General features: G+C 38.0%; 16 protein-coding genes. 14 read left to right on the top strand and 2 right to left on the bottom strand.

Annotated features, from left to right (window positions below; translation table 11 throughout):
* Positions 1 to 11 precede the first annotated feature (11 nt).
* The 7 genes from J7K93_05525 to J7K93_05555 all read left to right on the top strand — a co-directional run bounded on the left by J7K93_05525 (position 12) and on the right by J7K93_05555 (position 13351).
* On the top strand, positions 12 to 4244 hold the full coding sequence (locus tag J7K93_05525; protein ID MCD6116453.1) for a response regulator: 4233 nt from the start codon (positions 12 to 14) through the stop codon (positions 4242 to 4244).
* Positions 4241 to 5014 (top strand): response regulator, encoded by a 774-nt coding sequence (locus J7K93_05530; protein MCD6116454.1) that lies wholly within the window; start codon positions 4241 to 4243, stop codon positions 5012 to 5014. The genes J7K93_05525 and J7K93_05530 overlap by 4 nt, the downstream gene beginning before the upstream one ends.
* Positions 5011 to 6501 carry a response regulator gene (locus J7K93_05535; protein ID MCD6116455.1) on the top strand — a complete coding sequence of 497 codons (1491 nt, stop codon included), beginning with the start codon at positions 5011 to 5013 and terminating at the stop codon, positions 6499 to 6501. The genes J7K93_05530 and J7K93_05535 overlap by 4 nt, the downstream gene beginning before the upstream one ends.
* Entirely contained in the window at positions 6498 to 6899 is a 402-nt protein-coding gene (locus tag J7K93_05540; GenBank protein MCD6116456.1) for a response regulator, read from the top strand. The genes J7K93_05535 and J7K93_05540 overlap by 4 nt, the downstream gene beginning before the upstream one ends.
* Positions 6892 to 11649, top strand: a complete 4758-nt coding sequence (locus tag J7K93_05545) for a response regulator (GenBank protein ID MCD6116457.1) — start codon at positions 6892 to 6894, stop codon at positions 11647 to 11649. Before J7K93_05540 ends, J7K93_05545 begins: the two co-directional genes overlap by 8 nt.
* A gap of 8 nt (positions 11650 to 11657) precedes the next feature.
* A complete protein-coding gene (locus J7K93_05550; protein ID MCD6116458.1) occupies positions 11658 to 12272 on the top strand; it encodes a response regulator in 615 nt (204 codons plus the stop codon).
* A 176-nt stretch (positions 12273 to 12448) separates the two neighbouring features.
* Positions 12449 to 13351: an HDOD domain-containing protein gene (locus tag J7K93_05555; GenBank protein ID MCD6116459.1), complete on the top strand. Its 903-nt coding sequence runs from the start codon at positions 12449 to 12451 to the stop codon at positions 13349 to 13351.
* Between the two features lie 126 nt (positions 13352 to 13477).
* Here the strand turns inward: J7K93_05555 and J7K93_05560 are convergent, their stop codons facing one another.
* Positions 13478 to 14785, bottom strand: a complete 1308-nt coding sequence (locus J7K93_05560) for an aminotransferase class I/II-fold pyridoxal phosphate-dependent enzyme (protein MCD6116460.1) — start codon at positions 14783 to 14785, stop codon at positions 13478 to 13480.
* A gap of 9 nt (positions 14786 to 14794) precedes the next feature.
* Positions 14795 to 15898: an aspartate-semialdehyde dehydrogenase gene (asd, locus tag J7K93_05565; protein ID MCD6116461.1), complete on the bottom strand. Its 1104-nt coding sequence runs from the start codon at positions 15896 to 15898 to the stop codon at positions 14795 to 14797.
* Positions 15899 to 17278: 1380 nt separating this feature from the next.
* Between asd and J7K93_05570 the strand changes: the two genes are divergently transcribed.
* The 7 genes from J7K93_05570 to J7K93_05600 all read left to right on the top strand — a co-directional run.
* Positions 17279 to 18604, top strand: a complete 1326-nt coding sequence (locus tag J7K93_05570; GenBank protein MCD6116462.1) for an NCS2 family permease — start codon at positions 17279 to 17281, stop codon at positions 18602 to 18604.
* Positions 18605 to 18779: 175 nt separating this feature from the next.
* A complete protein-coding gene (locus J7K93_05575; GenBank protein MCD6116463.1) occupies positions 18780 to 19160 on the top strand; it encodes a metal-dependent transcriptional regulator in 381 nt (126 codons plus the stop codon).
* Between the two features lie 34 nt (positions 19161 to 19194).
* On the top strand, positions 19195 to 19428 hold the full coding sequence (locus J7K93_05580) for a ferrous iron transport protein A (protein MCD6116464.1): 234 nt from the start codon (positions 19195 to 19197) through the stop codon (positions 19426 to 19428).
* Positions 19428 to 21383, top strand: a complete 1956-nt coding sequence (gene feoB / locus J7K93_05585) for a ferrous iron transport protein B (GenBank protein ID MCD6116465.1) — start codon at positions 19428 to 19430, stop codon at positions 21381 to 21383. Before J7K93_05580 ends, feoB begins: the two co-directional genes overlap by 1 nt.
* Before the next feature lie 171 nt (positions 21384 to 21554).
* Entirely contained in the window at positions 21555 to 21842 is a 288-nt protein-coding gene (locus tag J7K93_05590; GenBank protein ID MCD6116466.1) for a GIY-YIG nuclease family protein, read from the top strand.
* Between the two features lie 55 nt (positions 21843 to 21897).
* Positions 21898 to 22908, top strand: coding sequence for an AmmeMemoRadiSam system radical SAM enzyme (amrS, locus tag J7K93_05595; protein ID MCD6116467.1), 1011 nt, complete (start codon positions 21898 to 21900; stop codon positions 22906 to 22908).
* Between the two features lie 64 nt (positions 22909 to 22972).
* On the top strand, positions 22973 to 23272 hold a 300-nt coding region (locus tag J7K93_05600; GenBank protein MCD6116468.1), incomplete at its 3' end, for a hypothetical protein.

Below are 23272 nucleotides of genomic sequence, written 5' to 3' on the forward strand. Positions count from 1 at the left end.
AGGCATTTCTTATGAAAACACCAAGAATTTTAGTGGTTGAAGACGAACGAATTGTATCAATGGAGATTGAAGATAAATTACGTGATCTCGGATATACAGTTGTTGCGTCAGTATCAAATGGTGAAGAAGCAGTAAAAATAGCTAAAATAGAACTGCCGGATATTATCTTAATGGATATAAAACTTAAAGGTGAGATGGATGGTATTGAGGCAGCAGCTATCATTACATCAAAATCCAATATTCCTGTAATTTTCCTTACAGCATATGCTGATGAAAGGACAATTCAGCGGGCAAAACACAGCAATCCTTACGGCTATCTTTTAAAACCCTTTGAAACAAGAGAGCTGCATACAACAGTTGAGATGGCTTTGTACAGGTCTCGTATGGAGAGGCGTATTGCTGAGAGCGAACAGTGGCTTCACACAACCTTAATCAGCATCGGAGATGCTGTTATTGCCACAGACGGCGATAAAAGAATTAAATTTATGAACAGAGTGGCGGAAAATCTTACAGGATGGCTGTTAAAGGATGCGGATAAAAAGTATGTATCCGAAGTATTCAATATTGTAAATGACGATACCAACGAGAGTATAAATTTTTTAGATACGGGTTTAAAAACAACTGACAACTACTCACTTATTACAAAAAAAGGAGATAGAGTTCAAATTGAATATACAGTTTCACCTCTTGTTAGCGAGAAGATAGCAATTGAAGGGAAAGTTTTAACTTTCCGGGATATAACAGAGAAGAAACGAACGGAAAAAGCAATTAAAGAAGCGAGAGATCAATTAAGAGAGCGCAGCAAAGCACTCGAAGCAATTAATAATAAGTTGACTGCAGAAATTGAGGAACACAACAGAACCGGAAAGGCATTGGAAGAGAGTGAAGGTAAATATTATGCTCTTTTCAATAATATTGTTGATCCTATAATTATTTTTGATAAAAAATCAAAGAGAATAGTGCATTTTAATGAATCATTTAAAAAGGTTTACGGATATTCCGATAAGGAGATCATCTCAATGACTCCTTTTGATCTCCACCCAGAGGAAGAGTTGGATTTAGTCGAAAGTACAATAGATAAACTCAGCAATTCAACACCTAATTGCTACACGCATCTGACAAAAGACGGAAGGAAGATTCTCGTTGAGGTTCTGACTCATGAAATTGAGTATCAGGGAAAACCTGCATGGATGACTATAATTAGAGATATTACCGGCAGAAAAGAAGCCGAAGAAGAGAAAAACAGAAGAATAGCACAAACAGCATTGATTAATGAAGTCGGAAGATATCTTGCAATAGAGCTTAATCATAAAAGATTGATGGACAAAATAGTAAGGGCTGTAAAGAAAACTTTCAATTTTGACTGGGTTACTCTTTTTCTGTCAGATACAGATAATAAAAAATTGATACTACACTCATTCGCAGGTGTACAGAATAATTTGTTACAGAAAGGAGATGAAATTCATTTTGGCAAAGGCATGATAGGTATGGCAAAAAGTACAGGTTCAGTCCAGGTCAGTAATGATGTCAGAAAAAATCCTTATTACATCAAGATGCGGGATGAGGATATCCTGTCGGAATTGGCAATTCCTATAATCGGAAAGAGACAGAGGGTACTGGGAGTCCTTGATATTCAGAGTAAAGAATTAAATGCATTCAGTCAGCATGATGTGGAAGCCATGGAAGCTTTGTCAACTCAGATAGCTGCTGCATTGGAGAATGCAGATTTATACAAGCAGGTAAGAAAGGAACTTGCCGAGAGGAAAAAGGCAGAAGAGGAGATGAGGAAGCTAAAAGAATTTCACGAAAGAATTCTGCAGAATATGTCAGAAGGAGTTGTTCTTGAGACGAAAAAGGGTATGCTTCTGTTTGTAAATAAGGCGGCAGCAGAAATGCTTGGAGACAGCCCTGAATATCTTATAGGGAAACATTGGAGAGATGTGATCCCGAAAAATTTGTATTCTCAGGTAAAAAATTTAAAGGACAAGATGAAAAAGGACATTACTGAGCAGCTTGACCTTGAAATAAAAACAAAAAGAGGGAAAACTGTCCCTGTTCTTGTCAGCTCCAGTTATCTTTACAATGGGAATAAATGCACAGGAATGATAGATGTACTTACAGATATAACGGAAATAAAAAAGGTTCAGGAGCAGCTTAAGCGGTCTGCAGAGGATCTTAAGTCAGCAAAAGAACTGCAGGATGTGTATACAAAAGAGCTGGAAGAGGTAATTAAGGAGTTAGAGAGGGCAAAAGAAAAAGCAGAGGAGGCAACACGCCTTAAAAGTGAATTTCTTGCCAATATGAGCCATGAAATCAGGACACCAATGAATGGCGTAATAGGCATGACAGAACTTGCACTTGACACAAATCTTGACCCCGTACAGAGAGATTATCTTGAAGCAGTTTATGTATCTGCCGAATCGCTTTTAACCCTGATAAATGATATACTCGATTTTTCCAAGATGGAAGCAGGAAGGCTTGGGCTGGAAAATATTAATTTCAGCCTTGGTAATGTACTAAACAGCTCAGTACGTTCCATATTCTACCAGGCTGAGAAAAAAAATATTGAACTCCTGTATACTATTAGCCCTGAAATACCGGATAATTTAATTGGTGATCCAGGCCGAATAAGGCAGATACTGATAAATCTTTTAAGTAATGCTTTGAAATTTACAGAAGAAGGTGAAGTTCTAATCAGAGTAGAGGAGCAGGCAAAAGTTAGGAATGATGATACTATACTGCATTTTTCAGTTACTGATTCAGGAATAGGAATCCCCAAAGAGAAGCAGAAAATGATTTTTGATGTGTTCACCCAGGCTGACGGTTCAACAACGCGGAAGTACGGGGGCACTGGCCTCGGCCTTGCTATATCTTCCAAATTAGTTGAAATGATGGGCGGTGAAATATGGGTAGAAAGCCCGGCAAAACATCTCGGCACAGATAAGGGAGGAGCCGGATCAACATTCCATTTTACCCTTAAACTCGGTGTTTCTGAAAACCAGATGTCTGAGAAAGAAGTTGATGATTTTACATTGGCAGGAGTAAAAATATTAGCTGTTGATGACAATAAAACAAATTTGCAGATTCTCGGCGATACTCTTAAAAAGTGGGGAGGAAGAGTTGTGCTGGCTTCAGGCGGCAGGGAAGCGCTTGAAGAGATAAAAAAAACGGAAGAGGATGGGAAACAGTTTGATATAGTCCTGGTTGATGCACATATGCCTGATATGGATGGATTTGAGCTTGCTTCAAAGATAGCTGAAATGGAAAAAGGTACAGGTGTCCCTGTTATGATGGTTTCATCTTCGGACATTAAAAATCACAAAGATAAGTTAGATAATATAAATATTAGCTGCTATGTGCAGAAGCCTCTCAGACAATCAGATTTAAAATGTATACTGATGGACCTTTTATCAAAAAAAGATAATAGAAATGATGCAACATGTAATAAGGCAGGAAATACTACTATGGCTTCAAGAAATAAGAAGCGTTCCAATGAAGATGTGAAGATTCTTCTTGCAGAAGACAATCCGATAAATCGTAAACTTGCTGCATCGCTCATTGCAAAGAAGGGGTGGGATATAATATCTGTTGAGGATGGGGAAGAGTGTGTAGAGGCATTTAAACACGGGAATTTTAATATTATTTTAATGGATGTACAGATGCCGAGGATGGACGGAGTTGAAGCCACCAGAAAAATTCGTGAAATTGACAGAAAGAAAAATATACATACACCGATAATTGCGATGACAGCCCATGCAATGAAAGGCGACAGGGAAAAGTTTCTTGCAGCAGGAATGGATGATTACATTGCAAAGCCGATGAAGGCCGCACAGCTATATGAGATTATTGGAAAGTATTTTAAAAACAGAGAGCAGCAAGAGGTGTTGACTATGGATACTGACCTCGCAAATATGGCTGATGTTATGGAAGCAGTAGATGGCGACAGGGATTTGGTAAGAGAGCTTGTACATGATTTTCTCCGTATTTATCCTGAACAGTTAGATGAATTGATTAGTGCCGTACGGAAATCCGATCCTTTACTTGTAGAACGTAAAGCTCACTCATTTAAAGGGTCAGTTGGAAATTTCGGAGTAAAAAATGTTCAGCAATTGGCATACGAACTTGAAAAAATGGGAAGAGAATCAAAGCTTGACGATGCTGATGATGTATTAAACAAGCTGCGTCTTGAAATGGAAAAAGTGGATTCCTATTTTTCTTCGAATGAGTGGGAGAAAGAGATATGAGTATCCTTGTTGTTGAAGATGATCAAATAACAGGAAGAATTCTGGAGCTCAACCTTAAGAAACACGGTTACGAAGTAAAAAAGACTGAAAATGGCAGAGATGCTCTTGACTTGCTTAAAACTACTCTCGGTATTGAACTTATTGTTGCAGATATAATGATGCCTGAGATGTCAGGTATAGAGCTTCTCGAAAAGATAAAGGCTTCTCCTAAATATGAAAAGATTCCTGTGATTATGTGTTCGGCCCTGCATGATGCTGAAAATGTTAAAAAAGCTGTAAGTATTGGATGTTCATCTTATCTAGTAAAACCGGTAAATGCAGGAATCCTAATACAAAAAGTCCGTGAAGTACTTGGTGATAGCGGTATGGTATTGCAGAACAAAGATCAGGTTATGCTGCGGACCAATATGGATGAGGATGCTTACAGAACAGTTGCTGTCTCTTATTATGAATTTATCAAAGGACTGATCAGAGATATTGAAGAATTTTTGAATAATAAAACCGGAAGTTTTACTGTTGATTTTAAAAGGCTGAGAGCAGGAGCAAAAGTGCTGGGTGCGGCCTTTATTCAAGCGAGGATTAAACAGATGGGGGGTATCTCTGATAATGGTGAAAGAGATATCTCTGAACGTGAGCAGGCTATCCTTTTAAGAGAATTACAAGAGTTTTGTGCAGCTTTTGAAGAAAGGTATGAGGCTTACTTGAAAGTTCAGGAAGATTCTGTTATAACGAGCGATTCGGAGTTTGCATCAGACAGGAGAACAGGATGAAAATCCTTGTTGCAGAAGATGACCCTATTTCGAGGCAGCTGCTTAAAGCATCCTTAAAAAAATGGGGTTATGAAGTATCAGCAGCTTCTGACGGCGATGAAGCATGGGCGATTCTGTCAGAAGAAAATTCTCCCCAGATTGCTGTGCTTGACTGGATGATGCCAGGCATGGACGGTATTACAATATGCCGGAAAATCCGCAAAGAACTGCCCTCCCAGCCTGCTCGTTATGTGGTTCTGTTAACTGCAAAAGGGAGGCGTGAAGATGTAATAGCAGGATTTGATGCCGGTGCTGACGACTATGTTGCAAAACCATTTAATGCACAGGAACTAAAAGCAAGAATTAATGCAGGTGAGAGGATAATTTCTCTTCATAACACTCTTGAGTCGCATATAGACAAATTAAAGGAACTTGATCAATTAAAAAGTGAATTTCTTGCTACAGTATCCCATGAATTGCGTACACCAATTGCAGTAATGCGCGAAGGGGTGTCGCTGTGTGTTGATGGAGTAGCAGGTGAACTCAACGAGATGCAGAATGAGTTTTTAATAGATGTGCTCAACAACATTGACCGACTTTCCAGGCTTATTGATGACCTTCTTGATATATCCAAGATTGAAGCCGGTAAGGTTCTCGTCAGGAAATCCAATATTAATATCTGCGAGCTTGCAGAGAAAATAGTTAGAGATTTTAACCCTGTAGCAGGGAAAAAAGGGATAATTCTTGAATTGGCAGTACCAGATTCCGGAATTGAAATTTTTGCTGATTGGGACAGAATAGTTCAGGTTTTTTCAAATCTTATAACCAATGCGATTAACTATACTTCAGAAGGAGGCTGTGTTTCTGTTTCAGTCCAGGATGGTGATAGAGAAGTTATCTGCAGTGTAAAAGATACAGGTGTAGGTATAAGCGCTGAAAATATTCCCATGCTGTTCAATAAATTCCAGCAGTTCGGAAGGCAGGAAGGCCCCGGATACAGGGGCACAGGCCTGGGCCTGGCAATTGTAAAGGGCCTGGTAGAGAAGCACGGCGGAAAAATACAGGCTGAATCGGAAGAGGGAAAGGGTTCTGTTTTTACGTTTACATTGGAAAAATATTTTGGCGATAAGATTCTAATTATTGCCAAAGATAGTGAAAAACAAAAATTTTATAAGCAGTTGTTAGAGGACAGCGGCCATAATGTGGAAGTAGCAGACACCTGTGATAATGCTTCAGAGAAATTAAAATTACACAGGATGAATTTTGTAATTATAGATATATGCGGGCAGTGCGGCGCAGACGATTTTGAGAATGTAAAAAGATTTATAAAAGGGCCTGAATTTAAGTCAGTACCTGCGGTTGTTGTGCTTAATGGAAATAGAAACAATCAAAAGTTGGAGGATTTTGGAATAGATAAACCGGTTAAATTCATTATGAACCCGATTGATAAAGATTATCTGATGGAGGTTTTAGAAAAATCTTTGGCTGGTGAGGAGATTTTAAAATGAGCAGTGCGGAGAATAAAAGAATACTTATTGTTGAGGATAATCCCATTTTTTTAAAGATGGTAAGAGCCCGGCTTGAGAACAAAGGTTATAGTGTGACCTCTGCTGAAGACGGCCTTACAGGATACACCAAAGCTTTGCGTGAACATCCTGATTTGATTATTCTTGATTTAATGCTGCCGAAAATGGACGGGCATAAGGTCTGCAGGCTTTTGAAATTTAATAAAAAATTTCATAATACACCGGTTATTATACTCACTTCGAGAGACCTTGAAGAAGATGCAGATCTGGCAAAAAAGAACGGTGCAGATGCCTTTGTTGTAAAAACTACAAAAGGCGAGATCCTTATGGACGTGGTAAGTAAACTTCTGTTAAAACAGGGAAGTGCAATAGATGAGTAAAAATAATTCCAATACAAGATTGGTAAAAATATTCGGATTATTCCTGTTTATTATTTTAGCGTTTCAAACAACTGTTTTCGCTTTTAATACAAAAGTAACAACAGATGCTTATCGGTTTTTACATCTGACCATTAATGACGGGTTGTCCCAAAGTGCAGTTCAAACTATTATTAAAGATAAAGATGGATTTATGTGGTTTGGTACAACTGATGGTCTAAACAAGTATGATGGATACAATTTTAAAACCTATTACAGTGATTTAAATGATACTACAACAATTACCTCAAATTGGATCAATTGTATTGCGGAAGATAGGAACGGCTCTTTATGGATTGGAACTATAAATGGCTTAAACCTTTTGAATAAAGAAAGAAATTCGTTCAATAGAAAACCGGTTAAAGGAGAAGAGGGTAATTTGTTGGCAAAAGCCATGATTAGATGCATGCTTGTTGGTGAAAATGGGATTCTTTGGGTTGCTACAAATAACGACGGATTATTTGCAGTTAATGTTAATTCCCGCACGGCTGTCCAATATACAAAAGATAGTGCAAGTGGAATTAAATTAACAGTTAATGCTGTATCATCTTTAATGTTTGACCAATCTGGTAAAATGTTTAACAAATCCGGCAGGCTTTGGATAGGTACAACTTTCGGAATAACCATATATGATTTTGAAACAAATAGTTCAAAAATCATATCTGAAAGTTTAGATAATAGCGGATTAACCAATGATGTTGTCATGTCAATGATGCAGGACAGAGATGGAACAATCTGGATTGGCACAACTGATGGTATTGATCTTTTAAATCAGAACGGTAAAAGATTGTCTCATTATTCAATTAATGATGCTCTGCAATCCGTGCCGCATCAGGTAAATCAGATATTTCAGGATTCAAATGGTACGATTTGGGCAGCAACAGAATTTGGAGGACTAAATTATTATAATGCTAAAAGTAATAAATTTAATTTAGTGAGATATGATAAGAATAGCACATTTTCTTTTTCAGGAAGCAGGATAAGGTGTATATATGAAGATAGAGGAGGACTTCTTTGGTTTGGTACATGGGATGCAGGCATTAATTATATATCATATTTATCAACAAAATTTTATAACTATACAGTGGGCAATAATCCGAAAATGGGATTATCCGGTAAAAATGTTTTCGGATTTCATGAAGATTCAGAAGGAATTATCTGGATAGGCCTATCAGGAGGAGGGCTGAATAGATTTGATCCGCAAACAGGGGAATTTAAATGGTACATGCACTCCTCTTCAAATTTAAAGAGTCTAAGTGATAATATTGTATGGACTATATGTGATAAAGACAAGAAAAATTTATGGGTTGGTACATCAAGAGGATTAAGTGTGTTTAATAAGGAGACAGAAACTTTTAAAAGAGTTAACCCATGGAAAGATAATTATCAGCGTTCGATTTATCTTATACAAAAAGATATTTACGGTAATTTATGGTTATGTACAGCCAATAGCGGATTGTATGCTATTAGCCCTGATGGAATAGTAAAATATTTTTATTCCAATGGTGTTGAAAATAATAAAAATCTATCCAGTAATTTTATTATTTCTTTTTCTGTTGGGAAAAACAAATATGTGTGGGTAGGGACAGATAAAGGTCTTGATAAATTAGATCCGGAGTCTGGTAATGTAGTACATTATAAAGTAAACATTGGTGATAGAACCTCTTTAACCAGTAATTATATTAGTGCTCTATTTTTAGATTCTCAAAAAAGAATTTGGGTCGGCACTGACAAGGGATTAAATCTTTTAAATGAGGATGGTAAAACATTTACGCGATTTACAAGAAAGGATGGCCTTGCAAATGATATGGTTTATGCAATATTGGAGGAGGATGATACAACAAACAGTAAATGTGGAAATTTATGGCTAAGTACAAATAAAGGGCTTTCAAAGTTTGATCCGGATAAAAAGAAGTTTAAAAATTTTGATGTTCACGACGGGCTTCAGAGCAATGAGTTCAATGCCGGTGCTGCATATAAGATGAAAAACGGATATTTGTTTTTTGGCGGTATTGACGGATTTAATATGTTTTATCCGGATAGTATTAAAATAAACAGTTATGCCCCTCAAATTATGATAACGGACTTTCAGCTCTACAACAAGTCAGTAGGTGTAGGCAAACAATACAACGGCCGTGTTTTACTCACAGCTCCTGTTTATAAGACTCATAAAATAGTATTGTCCTATAAAGATGATGTAATATCTTTTGAATTTGCAGCTGATAATTATCTGTTTCCTCAAAAGAACAAATTTGCATACAGAATGGAAGGTTTTGACAAAGGATGGATCTATGCAGGAAACCGGAACTATGCGATGTATACAAATTTGCCTCCCGGGCATTATACATTCCATGTTATCGGAGCCAACAATGACGGAGTGTGGAACAGGAAAGGTACTTCCATATCAATAATTGTAGTACCTCCGTTCTGGGAAACTACGTGGTTTATAATGCTATCTGTAATTCTGTTTATTGTTTGTGCTTACGGTGTATATCAATACCGAATGGGTGTTATAAACAGAAGAGCTAAAGTATTAAAAAAGTTAGTCAAAGAACGCACAAAAGAGATTGAAGAAACAAACAAAATGCTTGCCCATGAAGTGAAAGAACACGAAAGAGCAGAAGAGGAACTCAGGAGGAAGGCTGATGACCTTGAATATGCAAAAGAGATAGAAGAGAAGAACGCATCACGCCTTGTTGCGCTAATTGATGAACTCAATATTGCAAAACGAAGAGCAGAAGAAGCCACAAAAGCTAAGAGTGAATTTTTAGCGAATATGAGCCATGAAATAAGAACTCCTATGAACGGCATTATTGGAATGACAGAACTTACTCTTGATACTGATTTAACTCCTACCCAAAAAGAGTACATGGAAGCTGTGATGACATCTGCGGAATCTCTTCTTTTCCTGATTAATGATATTCTCGACTTCTCAAAAATAGAAGCCGGAAAACTTGACATGGAAAAAATTCATTTTAATGTAAGGGAAACAGTTGAAAATTCTCTGCAGGCTATTGTGCATAAAGCCAATCAAAAAAATATAGAGCTTATAAGCAGAGTTTCCAATAAAATAGACAGAATGTTGCTTGGTGACCCGGGAAGGCTTAAGCAGATTATAGTAAATCTTGTAAACAATGCAATCAAGTTTACATCAGAAGGAGAAGTAGTCATTGATGTATCTGTCAGTAAAGAAGAGAGCGATTTTACAGAGCTTCTTTTTTCGGTTTCAGACACGGGAATAGGTATTCCGAAAGAAAAACAGGATAAAATATTTGAACCATTTACACAGGTCGACGGATCTACAACAAGAAAATTCGGAGGTACCGGACTCGGCCTTTCAATATCTACACACCTTGTTGAAATGATGGAAGGCAGAATATGGATAGAGAGTCCCTCAACAAAAAAGAATGGTCGGGCCGGAGGCCCGGGAAGCATTTTCAGCTTTACTGCAAAATTTAAAAATGGAAGACGTTTTAAAGATACTGACGGAAAAGAGAGTACAGTCTTAAATGGTTTAAAAGCCCTGATTGTTGATGATAATGGGACAAACAGAAGGCTTATGGAAGAAATTTTGACAAATTGGGGTATGAAACCCGTAACTGCATCAAACGGCCGGGATGCACTTGATATTGTAAAGAAATCCTTAAAGGGTGATGCAATTTTTTCGCTTTTTCTTTTTGATGTTAATATGCCTGAAATGGATGGCTATCAGCTGGCAGAGAATGTCCGCAGTTTTGATCCATACAAGACAAGCCCTATAATCATGCTTACCTCTTCTGCACGTCCAAGAGACAGAGAATTTGAGGAAAAACTGGGAACTTTCCGAATTTTAAAGCCTGTAAGGCAGTCTGCTCTTATGAATTTGATATTAACCTGTTTTGATAAGGATACAGACAAAGAACGTACATCATCTGAATATACGAATCAGGAGCATGAAGAACATTTGACCGGCTTAAAAGTACTTCTCGCAGAAGATAATCCCATAAACCAGAAGCTCGCATGGACATTGCTGACGAAAAAAGGTGTTGATGTGAAAACAGTCAATAATGGTAAAGAAGCAGTTGGCCTGTACAGAGAAAAAGAGTTTGATCTGATCTTAATGGATGTTCAGATGCCGGTTATGGATGGATTTAATGCAACAGCGGAAATTCGAAGACTGGAAAAGGAGAAGAGTACACATATACCGATAATTGCTATGACTGCACATGCAATGAAAGGCGACAGAGATAAATGCATTCGTGCAGGCATGGATGATTATATAGCCAAGCCGATGAAAGCAGGGGAATTATATGGTACAATAAAAAAATATATAAGTGATAATGTGTTGCATGCTGACCTGTCAGTAAAGGATATAGAAACAACTATTGATGATAATACCATAGAATCTGTAGATTTAAACAGCGCTCTTGAAACGTTTGACAATGACAGGGATCTTCTTTTTGGTTTATCAAAGGAATTTTTCGGATCGTGCGGAGAGCAGATTAAAGAGCTTCAGGATTTAATTGAAAGAGGAGATGCCTATCAATTGGAACGTTCCGCACACAGGATCAAGGGAGCACTTGGTAATTTTGGAATGAAAAAAGCGTACAGATTAGCTTATGATATAGAAAAACAGGGGAAAAGCAACAAGATTGAGGGGGCAGAAAGGATCCTCCTTGAGCTTGAAAAAGAGATCACTCTGGGAAAAGAATTTTTTAATAAGGAATTAGTATAAGGCGCAAAATGAAAATACTTATAGCTGAAGACGATCCTGTCTCCAGAAAAGTTCTTGTAACCATTCTTGAAAAAAGGGGATACGAGGTTCTGTCTGTACAGGATGGTGAAAGTGCATGGGAAATACTTAAACGGTATGATGCACCACAACTTGTTATACTTGACTGGATGATGCCGGGAAAGGACGGAACTGAAGTTTGCAGATTGACAAGAGCGTCTGCCAAGGATAAGTATGTTTATATAATTCTGCTTACAGGTAAGGGTAGAAAGATAGATGTTATAGAGGGGCTTGATGCTGGTGCTGATGATTATGTAACAAAACCTTTTAATGCAGGAGAATTAATTGCAAGAGTGAAAGTAGGTGAAAGGGTAGTAGGCCTTCAGAATCGTCTTAACGAACATGTTGAAAAATTGCAGGATGCCCTTGATAACGTTGAAACCCTGCAGGGGCTTTTACCTATTTGTTCGTACTGTCACAAAATAAGGGATGACAAAAATTATTGGATGAGCGTTGAAACCTACATTTCGGAACATTCGGAAGCGAAATTCAGCCACAGTATCTGCCCTGATTGCATGGCAAAATATGTTAAACCTGAGATTGAGAAATTAGACAATGGAAAATAGGCTTGATTGCAGAAAATGCATGCATTTTTACATTACCTGGGATGATTCTTATCCTTTCGGATGCAGAGCTTTCGGTATTAAATCAAGGCAGATACCTTCAATGGTAGTTTCACTCCATTCGGGTTATAGATGCAGGATGTTTAAAAACAAAAACAGTTTTCACACAGAGGCCAAACATGGATGAAGAAAAGAATGCAAAATTAGAAGAATATCTGAGCCAGGTTACAGACATACCTACTCTTCCCCATATTGTGATAAAATTGTTTAATAAAATACATGATCCTGAACCTGATATAGAAGAGCTTGCGGATCTGATTATGAGTGATCAGGTTTTGACAACAAGAATGATTCGTATGGTAAATTCAGCATTCTGGGGTTTAAGCCGTGAAGTGAATTCTGTTAAGGAAGCAATTGTTTTTTTAGGCCTTAGGGAAATAACTAATCTTATATATTCAGTAAGCCTTGCAAATACATTTGAACGCGACACTCCGTTGTTAAAGAGGGTGCGTTTTTGGGAACATTCTCTCGGGTGCGCGCTTATAAGCAAAGAGATTGCAACGCGTTTTCATTTTCAGGACAGAGAGCTTGCATATCTTGCAGGGCTTGTTCATGATATAGGTGAAGTAATTATTGCTGTTCAATTCGGCAAGGAGTTTGAAAAAGTGGTAGAAATTGTTCTTGACAGGCATGCAACATTTTATGATGCTGAAGACATTGTGCTTGGAATAAACCATACGGATTTCGGGGCATGGCTTGTTAAGGACTGGAGGCTTCCGTCCATTCTGTCAGATGTTGTAAGTTTTCATCATAAACCTCTTGAAGCCACTGAACATAAAATTTTAGTTGCAATCGTTCGTCTTGCTGATCTTATCTGCCTTTATCATCAGCTTGATTTCGGTTACAGTGAAGGTGAAGATATAATGCCTGAAATTGTTGATTTGTGGCATTTTCTGGGTACAAAATCAAAATATATAGCTGATATTGAACTAACACAATTCCTTGCTGAGCTAAATGAAAATATAGAAGATGTTAAAAGCAGTGTGGATTCCATGTACGGGCAGAATGAAACGGTTTCATGATAACTATTTGCGGATTAATGAGATTTATCAGAATTTTATAATCCCCCTCTTACCCTAATCTGTCCTGAAAAAAGCGGCCTCCGAGAATACGGAGGCCGCTCATGTACGTGAGAAATTTAATATCTCTTACCTCGCCAACTGCAGGCATGCAGTATAGATATTGTCAAATATTTTGGCAATTTTATCTTCGGGGACAGAAGAGAAGGCAATTCTAATCAGGCTGCCCAGTGCAATAACTCCAGTATCAAAATCATTTAACAGTTTTTGTCTCAATTTTTCCGCATCAATACCTTCTTTCAGCTCAATGCATAAGAAATATCCGGAATTGAACGGGAGAGGAGAGAAATATCTTGAATACATTTTTTTGTTTTCATCCAGTATTGAGCACACTTTCATGTATCGGTGGTTTAGAATATCTTTTTTATTTGATTTTTCATTATCATAGTTTCCGGAATTAAGTGCCGTAAGCAGCAGGCTTTGAGACAGGCGCGAAGAGTTGGAAATTGTACTTCTTATAGCGCCTGAAGCTTTTTCTTCCAAAGCAGCACATGCATTTTTTGAAATATTTTTACCTGAGAAAGTAATGAATCCGACTCTGAACCCCCATGCAAAATCTTCTTTTGTTGCACCATCAATTTTTACAGCAAGTATGTTTTCATGCAAACCTGCAATACGGGAGAAGATTGATTCCCGCAGGATATTTTTTTTATAAATGAGTCCAAAATATGCATCGTCGCATATTATAAGGATTTTATTGCCTCTTTCAGCGCTGTTTTTGATTACTTCAGCGATACGGCCTGCTTCTTCATCGGTAATTGTGTATCCTGTAGGATTGTGGGGGAAGTTTAAAAGAATAATCTGTTTTCCCTGCTGTTCTTTAAGCCTTTGGTCAAGGCCTGCTACATTGTAACCACCCTGGGAAAAAATAGGATAAGATTCTATTCTGCCTTGATAAGCTTGTTCAAAAATAAGTTTGTAATTGCCCCAGAATATATCTGTCAAGATAATTTTGTCGCCTGGGTTTATAAAAAGAAAAGATGTAATTGTAAGCCCGTGTGTGAGCCCGCTTGTTACAAGGGGCTTTGATATTGTCTGTCCGCTGAGAGACGGGTTTTTTTTGAAGATAAGCTGCTGCCATTTTTCCCTGAGTTCCGGTATCCCCGAACTCGGAGCGTAAGGGAAAGCATCAGCCGGTTTGATATTCAGCATGGATTCGATTGCCGAAAGGCGCATGGGCTGTCCGTCATCATCAATACTAATGCCTATTGTTGCATTCAGTTCTTTCCCTCTGGCTTCTGCGGATTGTTTGATAAGCCCTTTTTTTGGGAAAAATATTCCTTTGCCCCGTTCGGATAAAAGGGAATAGGCTGCAGGATAGTCTAATTTCAGTATTTTGTTAAGTTTTTCTGCCTGGTCATTGATAATATAATTCATTAATAACTCCTACTTAACGTAACCTTTTTTAACAAGAAGTTCAGCAAGAAGCAGAGCACCGCCTGCAGCTCCTCTGATAGTATTATGAGAAAGGCATGCAAATTTCCAGTCCAGAACAGTATCCCGGCGAAATCGTCCTACACTTATTCCCATACCATTGAACAAATCCCGGTCTAAAGATGTCTGCGGCCTGTCGTTTTCGGTAAAGTATTTTAAAAAGTGCTCCGGAGCTGAAGGAAGATTCAATTCATCAATCGGAGATATGAATTCCTCAATAGCCTGAATACACTCCTGCAGAGTGGGTGTCTCTTTGAATCGTACACTGACAGATGCCATATGTCCGTCTGAAACCGGAACTCTCATACATGTGGCAGAGATAGCAGGTTCGGTTGCAGGCTCAATGAGGCCGTTGACAATTTTACCCCATATTCTCAATGGCTCTTTTTCAGACTTTTCTTCTTCTCCCGGAATAAACGGGATAACATTGTCAATGATTTCCGGCATTGTCTCAAATGTTTTTCCTGCTCCGGAGATCGCCTGATATGTTGAGACAACGACTTCTTCAGGGCCGAAGTGTTTAAGCGCTTCAAGCACAGGCATGTAGGATTGAATGGAACAGTTTGGTTTAACAACGATGCATCCTGTTGTCCATCCCCTGTTTTTTCTTTGGGTTTCGATAAGCTGAGTGTGGCGGCTGTTTATTTCAGGCAGAATCATAGGTATGTCAGATGTCCACCTGTTGGCTGAATTGTTTGAAATAACCGCACATCCTGCTGCAGCATAGTTCTCTTCAATTTTTTTTATTTCCCCTTTTTCCATGTTCAGCGCGGAGAACACAATTCTGACATTAGATGAAATTTTTTCCATGTCCTTTTCAACGTTCATTACAGTCATGGATTCAATATCAGGGAGAAAGTGTCCGTTGCCTGTATGTTTGTTTCTGACTGCTTCTGAAAATATTTTCCCTGCTGAATTTGCAGATGCTGCAACTGCTTTTATTTCAAACCAGGGATGTCCCTCCATAAGCTTTATAAATTTCTGCCCTACCATACCGGTAGCACCCAATACAGCTACAGGGATTTTCTCTTCTGCCTGTTGGAAATTTTTCAACATTTTACTTTACCGCCGCTTTATTTTAAATAATTGTATAATATAAAAAATATTTACGCCTATGTAAAGAGTGATTTTCATTAACGTCATTTTTTAACGGAAATTTTCAGATGCCGGAGAAAAAATCCTCAATTCTGTCATTTCGATTCTGCCGCAGGCAGAAGAGAAATCTTCTGTTTTATCATATTTTAAGATTTCTCAGTCGCTGTTGCTCCTTCGAAATGACATTTTGCTAAATTTGTCATGCCCGTGAAAACGGGCATCCAGAGGTGGGTGGGGTGATTGCAGGGAATCCCACCTCCTCTCCTGGATTCCCGATAGTCCCGATTCTGATTATCATAGTTTTTTATTAAAGGAAATCGGGACGGGAAAGTTTATTAAGAAAAAAGTCAAGAGAAAATACTATCCCATTAACAAAAATTATCATTTTTGTTTTCTGCTTTTGGGGTCACTTTATTAAAGATATGGTGTAGTATTTTTTATTACGTGTTTTAATACTATTTTCTTGTATTGTAACCCTAATGCACGATATATAACTGATTTTTGATTCAGTACTCTTGTACCATTTCTGACAAGAGAGATATAACTCATTACCAATTTACGGATCCAGTAATCATGCTCCAAACTGTGAAATACTTTTCTAAGAAGGTTTGAACGCAGGAGTAGACATAATTTATTGGCGTCGATCCTGTCTGTCTTGGACCCTTCGCTCAGTAAAGCATTACGATATGGATCGCATATTAATATGCGTCTGAATTCCCCACGTAATTTAACAAATAACCAATGTGTGGAAGTGGCCTCCTCTATTGTTAGTATCTTTTTCTCTTGAAACCGTTCAAAGTATTTAAATAAATTTTTTATATTCGATACGTTAGGTCTCCTGCTATTTGAACGCATATGGGCTATTGCTACTGTTTCCTGAGAGCAGTCAATTGCAAAATAATGATCGTAAACTGTTTCCGGTAAAAATTCTTGTTCCTTTAATGAAATTTTTGTATTTTTTTTTGATATTTGCATTAGGGGCTACTTTCTGTGTTTTTTTAAATTTACACTACAAGTTAACAATTTTTTAACTTGTAGGGAAAAAGTGAGCCCCTTTTTTCTTGATTTACCTACACCTCCCGAAGCACCACAGGTGTCGGAGATTTTCAGATGCCGGATAAAAAAGTTTTATATTAACTTTTAGAAAAACGAGAATAAAAAGATGAGTGTAAGAATTTTTATTTCAGGATCAATATCTATAAAAAGGTTGCCAAATTATGGTTTCAGATTTATAGATCAAATTATTTCAAATAATTTTGAAATATTGGTTGATAATGCATGTGATACTATCAACAATTTCACGGATAAAAATTAATATTTCCAAAACTGTGGAGGTATGTAATGTTAGAAAAACTATTCCATCTGAAAGAAAAGGGGGTAAGTGTTAAGATTGAAGTTTTTGGCGGGCTTACAACGTTTCTCACAATGGCCTATATTATTTTTGTAAATCCTGCAGTTCTCTCAACTGATTTTGCAGGTAATGCCACTGGCCTGTCATTTGATGCTGCTCTTGTGGGAACATGCCTTGCTGCTGCGGTAGCAACATTTATCATGGGAGTTTATGCAAATTTCCCCATTGCCCAGGCTCCGGGAATGGGAGAAAACTTCTTTTTTGTAACAGTTGTAATGGCACTCGGTGCAAGAGGTATAACAAATTCGTGGCAGGTTGCTCTCGGTATTGTATTTATTTCCGGAATTATTTTTCTGCTTCTGTCCCTTCTTAAATTCCGTAAAGCAATTATTGATGCAATAAGCCCCAGCATGAAAAACGGAATTGCAGTCGGCATAGGATTTTTTATTGCTTTTATAGGTTTGCGCAACGGAGGGATCATTGTAAAATCTCCGGGCACTGCAGTTGCATTTAATTCACATATTCTTCAGGCAAATGTTTTAATCTTTCTTTTTGGACTTCTTTTAACTGCAGTTCTGCATACAAGAAGGGTAAAAGGCGCTATATTGTGGGGTATCGTGGCAACAACAGTTATTGCTCTTGCTGTTGGTAAAGTGCATTTCGAAGGAGTGTTCGGGCTTCCCCATGATCAGGCATTTTTCAAAATGGATATTGTCGGAGCTCTTAAGTTCAGCCTTGTGCCGTTTATAGTAATTTTTCTTTTTATGGATATGTTTGATACTGTAGGAACAATTGTCGGAGTATCGGAACAGGCAGGGCTTATAAAAGATAATACTCTGCCCGGCGGGAACAGGGCTCTTATATCAGATGCAGTTGGAACAGTTATAGGTTCATGTTCAGGTACCAGTACTGTAACCTCTTTTATTGAGAGCGCTGTGGGCGTGGAGTACGGAGCGAGAACAGGGTTAAGCAGTGTTGTTGTTGCCATACTTTTTCTGCTTGCACTCTTTATTAATCCGATTATTGGTATGATTGGCAGGTATTCGCCGATTACTGCACCTGCTCTTGTAATAGTCGGATCTCTTATGATGAGAAATGTAAGAAAAATAGAATGGGATGATTTTTCCGAAGCAATACCCGCATTTCTGATTATGATTGGCATTCCTATGAGCTACTCCATTGCAGACGGAATGGCAATGGGATTTATTGCTTATCCTGTGATAAAGATTTTTTCAGGAAAAGCCAGGGAAGTTCACTGGCTTATATGTGCAGTGGCAGTTCTGTTTATTTTAAGGTATGTGCTGTTTACAGTTTAGGCAGGTTTTAACATTAAAAAAAATTAAAAGTAGAGCAAATTTGCAAGTTTGCTCTACTTTTTTTGGATGTCAGTATTGATTTTTTTGAGAAAAAATACTTGCATTTTTAAGAAATCATTGTAAATTTAGTCGTGTCTAACTTTGTTATGTGAAACTAACTAATTAAGGTTCTGTAATGAAAAGCAACCTTTCGCCCAATATGGAAGACTATTTAAAAACAGTTCATACTCTGCAGCTTGAAAAAGGAGCTGTAAGGATTAAAGATATTGCATCAAGAATGGGAATATCAATGCCGAGTGTCTCTTCTGCTATGAAAAATTTAATCAATCAGGGCTTTGTGTGCCACCCCCGCTATGATCTGGTGAAACTAACAACAGAGGGGGTGTTCCTTGCAGAACAACTTGAGAGAAGATTTATTATTATTAAATCGTTTTTATCGGATATTTTAAAAATTGATCTGGAAATTGCTGAGAAAGATACATGCCAGATTGAACACAGAATCAGTCCGGAGACTGTAAAACAGATGGAAAATTTCCTTAAATTAAAAAAAATATAGTTCATGATATAATTGATGACAGGAATCAGAAGAAATGGATTTAATTACACTGGAACAGGCAGAAAAGAACACTGAGTGGACTGTTAAAAAAATAGACGGCGGAGTAACGGTAAGGCGTAGGCTGAACCAGATGGGTATTCACCTCGGCGATGTGGTAGTAGTCAGAAGAAGCGGTATTATGGGCGGTCCCCTTCTTGTTGAAGTACACGGAAGCGAAGTTGCAATCGGCAGGGGAATGGCAAAAAAAATTATTGTGAGTAGAGAATGATGGATTTAAACAATAAATCAGATCAAGAGTTTGATTTTAATATTGTTCTTGTGGGACAGCCGAACTGCGGTAAGAGTACTATTTTTAATGAGGTAGCAGGTTATCGTTCCATATCTTCAAATTTCCCGGGTGCAACAATCCAATATACAAAAAGTAGAGTAAGGGTAGGCGGTGAAGTATGCGCGCTTGTGGATCTTCCGGGGATATATTCTCTTTCCTCCTTTGATGAAGCAGAAAGAGTCAGTCAGCAGTATCTCATAAATGGGCCTGTTGATGTTATTGTAAACGTAATAGATGCTTCCCTTCTCGGCCGAAGCCTTGAACTGACTTTGCAGCTTCTTGATCTTAAAATTCCCATGGTAGTATGCCTTAACATGATAGATGAGGCCGAGAAAAAGGGTATATTTATTGATACTTCCGAATTGTCAAAAAAATTGGGAGTGGTTGTTGTTACAACAGTTGCTTCAAGAGGCAGGGGTATAGATAATCTTTTCAAAAGTGTAGTTGAAACAGCGGAGAAAGGTACTACCGGGAATATAATTAAAAACAGCAGGGATGTTGAAATAATAATTGCAAAGCTTGCAGGAATACTTAAAGACAGCCTTGATTCTTCTCTGCCTTTTCTCGGAAGGCTTCTTGCTGTAAAATTACTTGAGAATGATCCTTTTTTTGTTGATTACATAAATCAATCTCATCCCGAGTTAACAAAAGCCATTGAGGATTTTCAGAAGGAACTTTCCAGAACGCATGGACGGCCTTCAGATGCAGTTATGAACGGTGAGCGTCATGCATTATCCCTGACACTATTCGAGGAAGTAACACGTCTTGGCAAACCGAAAAAAGACTGGCGAAAGAGTGTTGACAAAGTATTGATGCATAATGTGTGGGGATATTTTTTCCTGGTTTTGTTTTTATTTATTTTTTTTAACACAATATTCCGGTTTGGAGCTCTTATAGAAGCGCCGATGATGGCACTTGTTGAACAGGGAGTAAAAGAAACAGCCAGGATGTTCGGCTCAGGCTCTATGGCCGCAATGGTATCCGGCGCTGTAATTAATGGCTTTGGCGGAGGCCTTGCAATTATACTTCCATACCTTTTTCCGTTTTTGTTCGGCCTTGCACTTCTTGAGGACATTGGTTACCTGCCCCGTGTTGCATTCCTGATGGATGCTTTTATGCATAAAATCGGGCTGCACGGAAAAGCAGTAATACCTGCTGTAATAGGTTATGGCTGCAATGTTCCTGCAATTATGGCTACAAGGATTCTTGAATCGCCGAGAGACAGATTTATAGCAAGTTTAATTGCAGCAATGGTTCCGTGTGCAGCAAGAATGACTATTATAATGGGGCTTGTTGGATTTTATCTCGGAGGTACTGCTGCAATGCTGATTTATCTTCTTAACCTAATTGTAATCAGTATTTCAGGTAGAGTACTTTCAAAGCTTCTGCCTGAGGTAACTCCGGGTATGCTGCTTGAGATACCTCAGTATCAGATTCCGAGAATAGAAACTCTTTTGCAGAAAACGTGGCTGCGATTAAAGGAATTTATTTTTATTGCATGGCCCCTTCTTGTAGGCGGAAGTATTATTCTGGGTTTTATTGAATATTTTAATTTCAGTATGCTTATAAATAAAATGTTATCCCCCATTACATGGATTCTCGGGCTTCCTTCTCAAACAGGAATAACATTGATATTCGGTGTGTTCAAAAAAGAGCTTTCAATGCTTATGCTTTTTCAGGCAATGGGAACCCGGGATCTGCTTACAGTTATGACTTATGGGCAGATACTTGTGTTTACTGTTTTTATTGTGTTCTATGTTCCCTGTGTTGCAACAATAGGAGCGCTATATAAAGCAATCGGCTCTAAGCGTATGATTTTGATAACTGTTTTTACTTTCATTCTTGCTCTTGTAATAGGATTCCTTACCCGTGTCCTTACGTGGGTTGTGTGGTAAAATATTTATTTAGTTGTATTGGTTTTAAAAAAATATTACTTACTATTACAAGGTCGCGTGACAATCTTATAGACGAAAAGGCGATTAAATTTTTGTTAGAAATATTTAGGAAGTTACTATTTATGTCATTCCTGCGGAAGCAGGAATCCAGAAAAGTCTGTAAAAATAGAGATGAAGATATATTATGTTTACATATTGGCAAGTAAGAGGAATGGAACACTTTACATAGGAGTAACTAACAATCTTGCCAGAAGAGTGTATGAACACAAGGAAAACAAAGTTTCTGGATTTACATCAAAATATAATGTGCATAAACTTGTTTATTTTGAAGAAAGTTTTGATATTACTAGTGCGATAAATCGGGAGAAGCAGCTTAAGAAGTGGAAGAGAAAGTGGAAATTAGAATTAATAGAGAAGTATAACCCAAATTGGAAGGATTTGTACGAAGATATAAAATAACTGGATGCCTGCTTTCGCAGGCATGACAAGTTGGGGTATATAACGGAAAAGTCCCATGAAAGAAGCAAAATTATATAAAAAAAATTCTGACGGATCTGTTACGTGTCTGACATGTGCGCATAAGTGCAGAATTGCTGGTGGAAAGAGGGGAATCTGCAGAGTCAGGGAAAACAGAGATTCCCGCTTGTACACCTTAGTATATGGCAATCCTGTTGCCACGCATATTGATCCAATTGAGAAAAAACCGCTGTTTCATTTTCTCCCTGGTTCTTCTGCTTTTTCTATTGCAACTGTGGGATGCAATATGCACTGCTTAAACTGCCAGAATGCTGATATATCTCAGGCAGGGCCTGAACCAGGCAGTGGATTTTCCGATGTTCCTCCGGAAGATATTGTAAACTCTGCTCTGCAGAGAGGGTGCGGCGCAATTGCTTACACATATACCGAACCTGCAATATTTTTTGATTATGCATATGATATTTCCCTGCTTGCACATAAAGAAGGGATAAAAAATATTTTTATTACCAACGGATTCTGGTCAGAAGAAGCATTAAAAGAGATAGCACCGTTTATGCACGGTGCAAATGTTGACCTCAAGTTTTTCAAAGATGAAATGTATAAAAAGATATGCGGCGCAAGTCTTAAACCTGTCCTTGATACAATCATAAGAATGAAAGAATTCGGTGTGTGGGTGGAACTTACTACCCTTATTATCCCCGGACTGAATGATTCTGCTGAAGAACTTAAAAAGATTGCAGAATTCATAGTATCAGTTGATAAATCAATCCCCTGGCACATAAGCAGATTTTATCCCACATACAAAATGAATGATATTCCTCCCACTCCTGCTGATACACTTAAGAATGCCAGGGAGATCGGGTTTGAGGCAGGGCTCAGATTTGTTTATACGGGAAATATCCCCGGAGACACAGGAGAGAATACATTCTGCCCTTCGTGCGGAAGAGAACTTATTTCAAGGTACGGATTTTCTGTCGGAAATATTAATATTGAACATGGAAAATGCAGATGGTGCGGAGAAAAAATTGAAGGGGTGTGGGGAAAGTGATTATAGATGTTATTTTACTGAAAAATCAATAACAGATTAATCCGGAAAAAAGAGGAAAGTAAAAATGGAACAGAGAAGAAGAGAGAAATCAAGAGCAGGTTCGGTTATAGTGGGGTTTTTTATAGGTGTTCTTTTTACCGTATTTGTAATGTTTCTGTTTATAAGATATGCCATGGCTCATCCGAAAACAGTACTGGTTCATGCAGGCAGGATAGGAGTTCAGCAGATAGCTGTAAAAACAGTTGAATCAGTGCCAAAGGAGTATCTCGGCAGAAAACAGGATGAGATTGCTGCAAGTGTGCAGAATTTTGCAGATGCCTTATCCAAAAATAAAATTTCTCAGGAACAGATGAGAATGCTTGCA

This window comes from bacterium, assembly GCA_021158245.1.
Classification (GTDB): domain Bacteria; phylum Zhuqueibacterota; class QNDG01; order QNDG01; family QNDG01; genus QNDG01.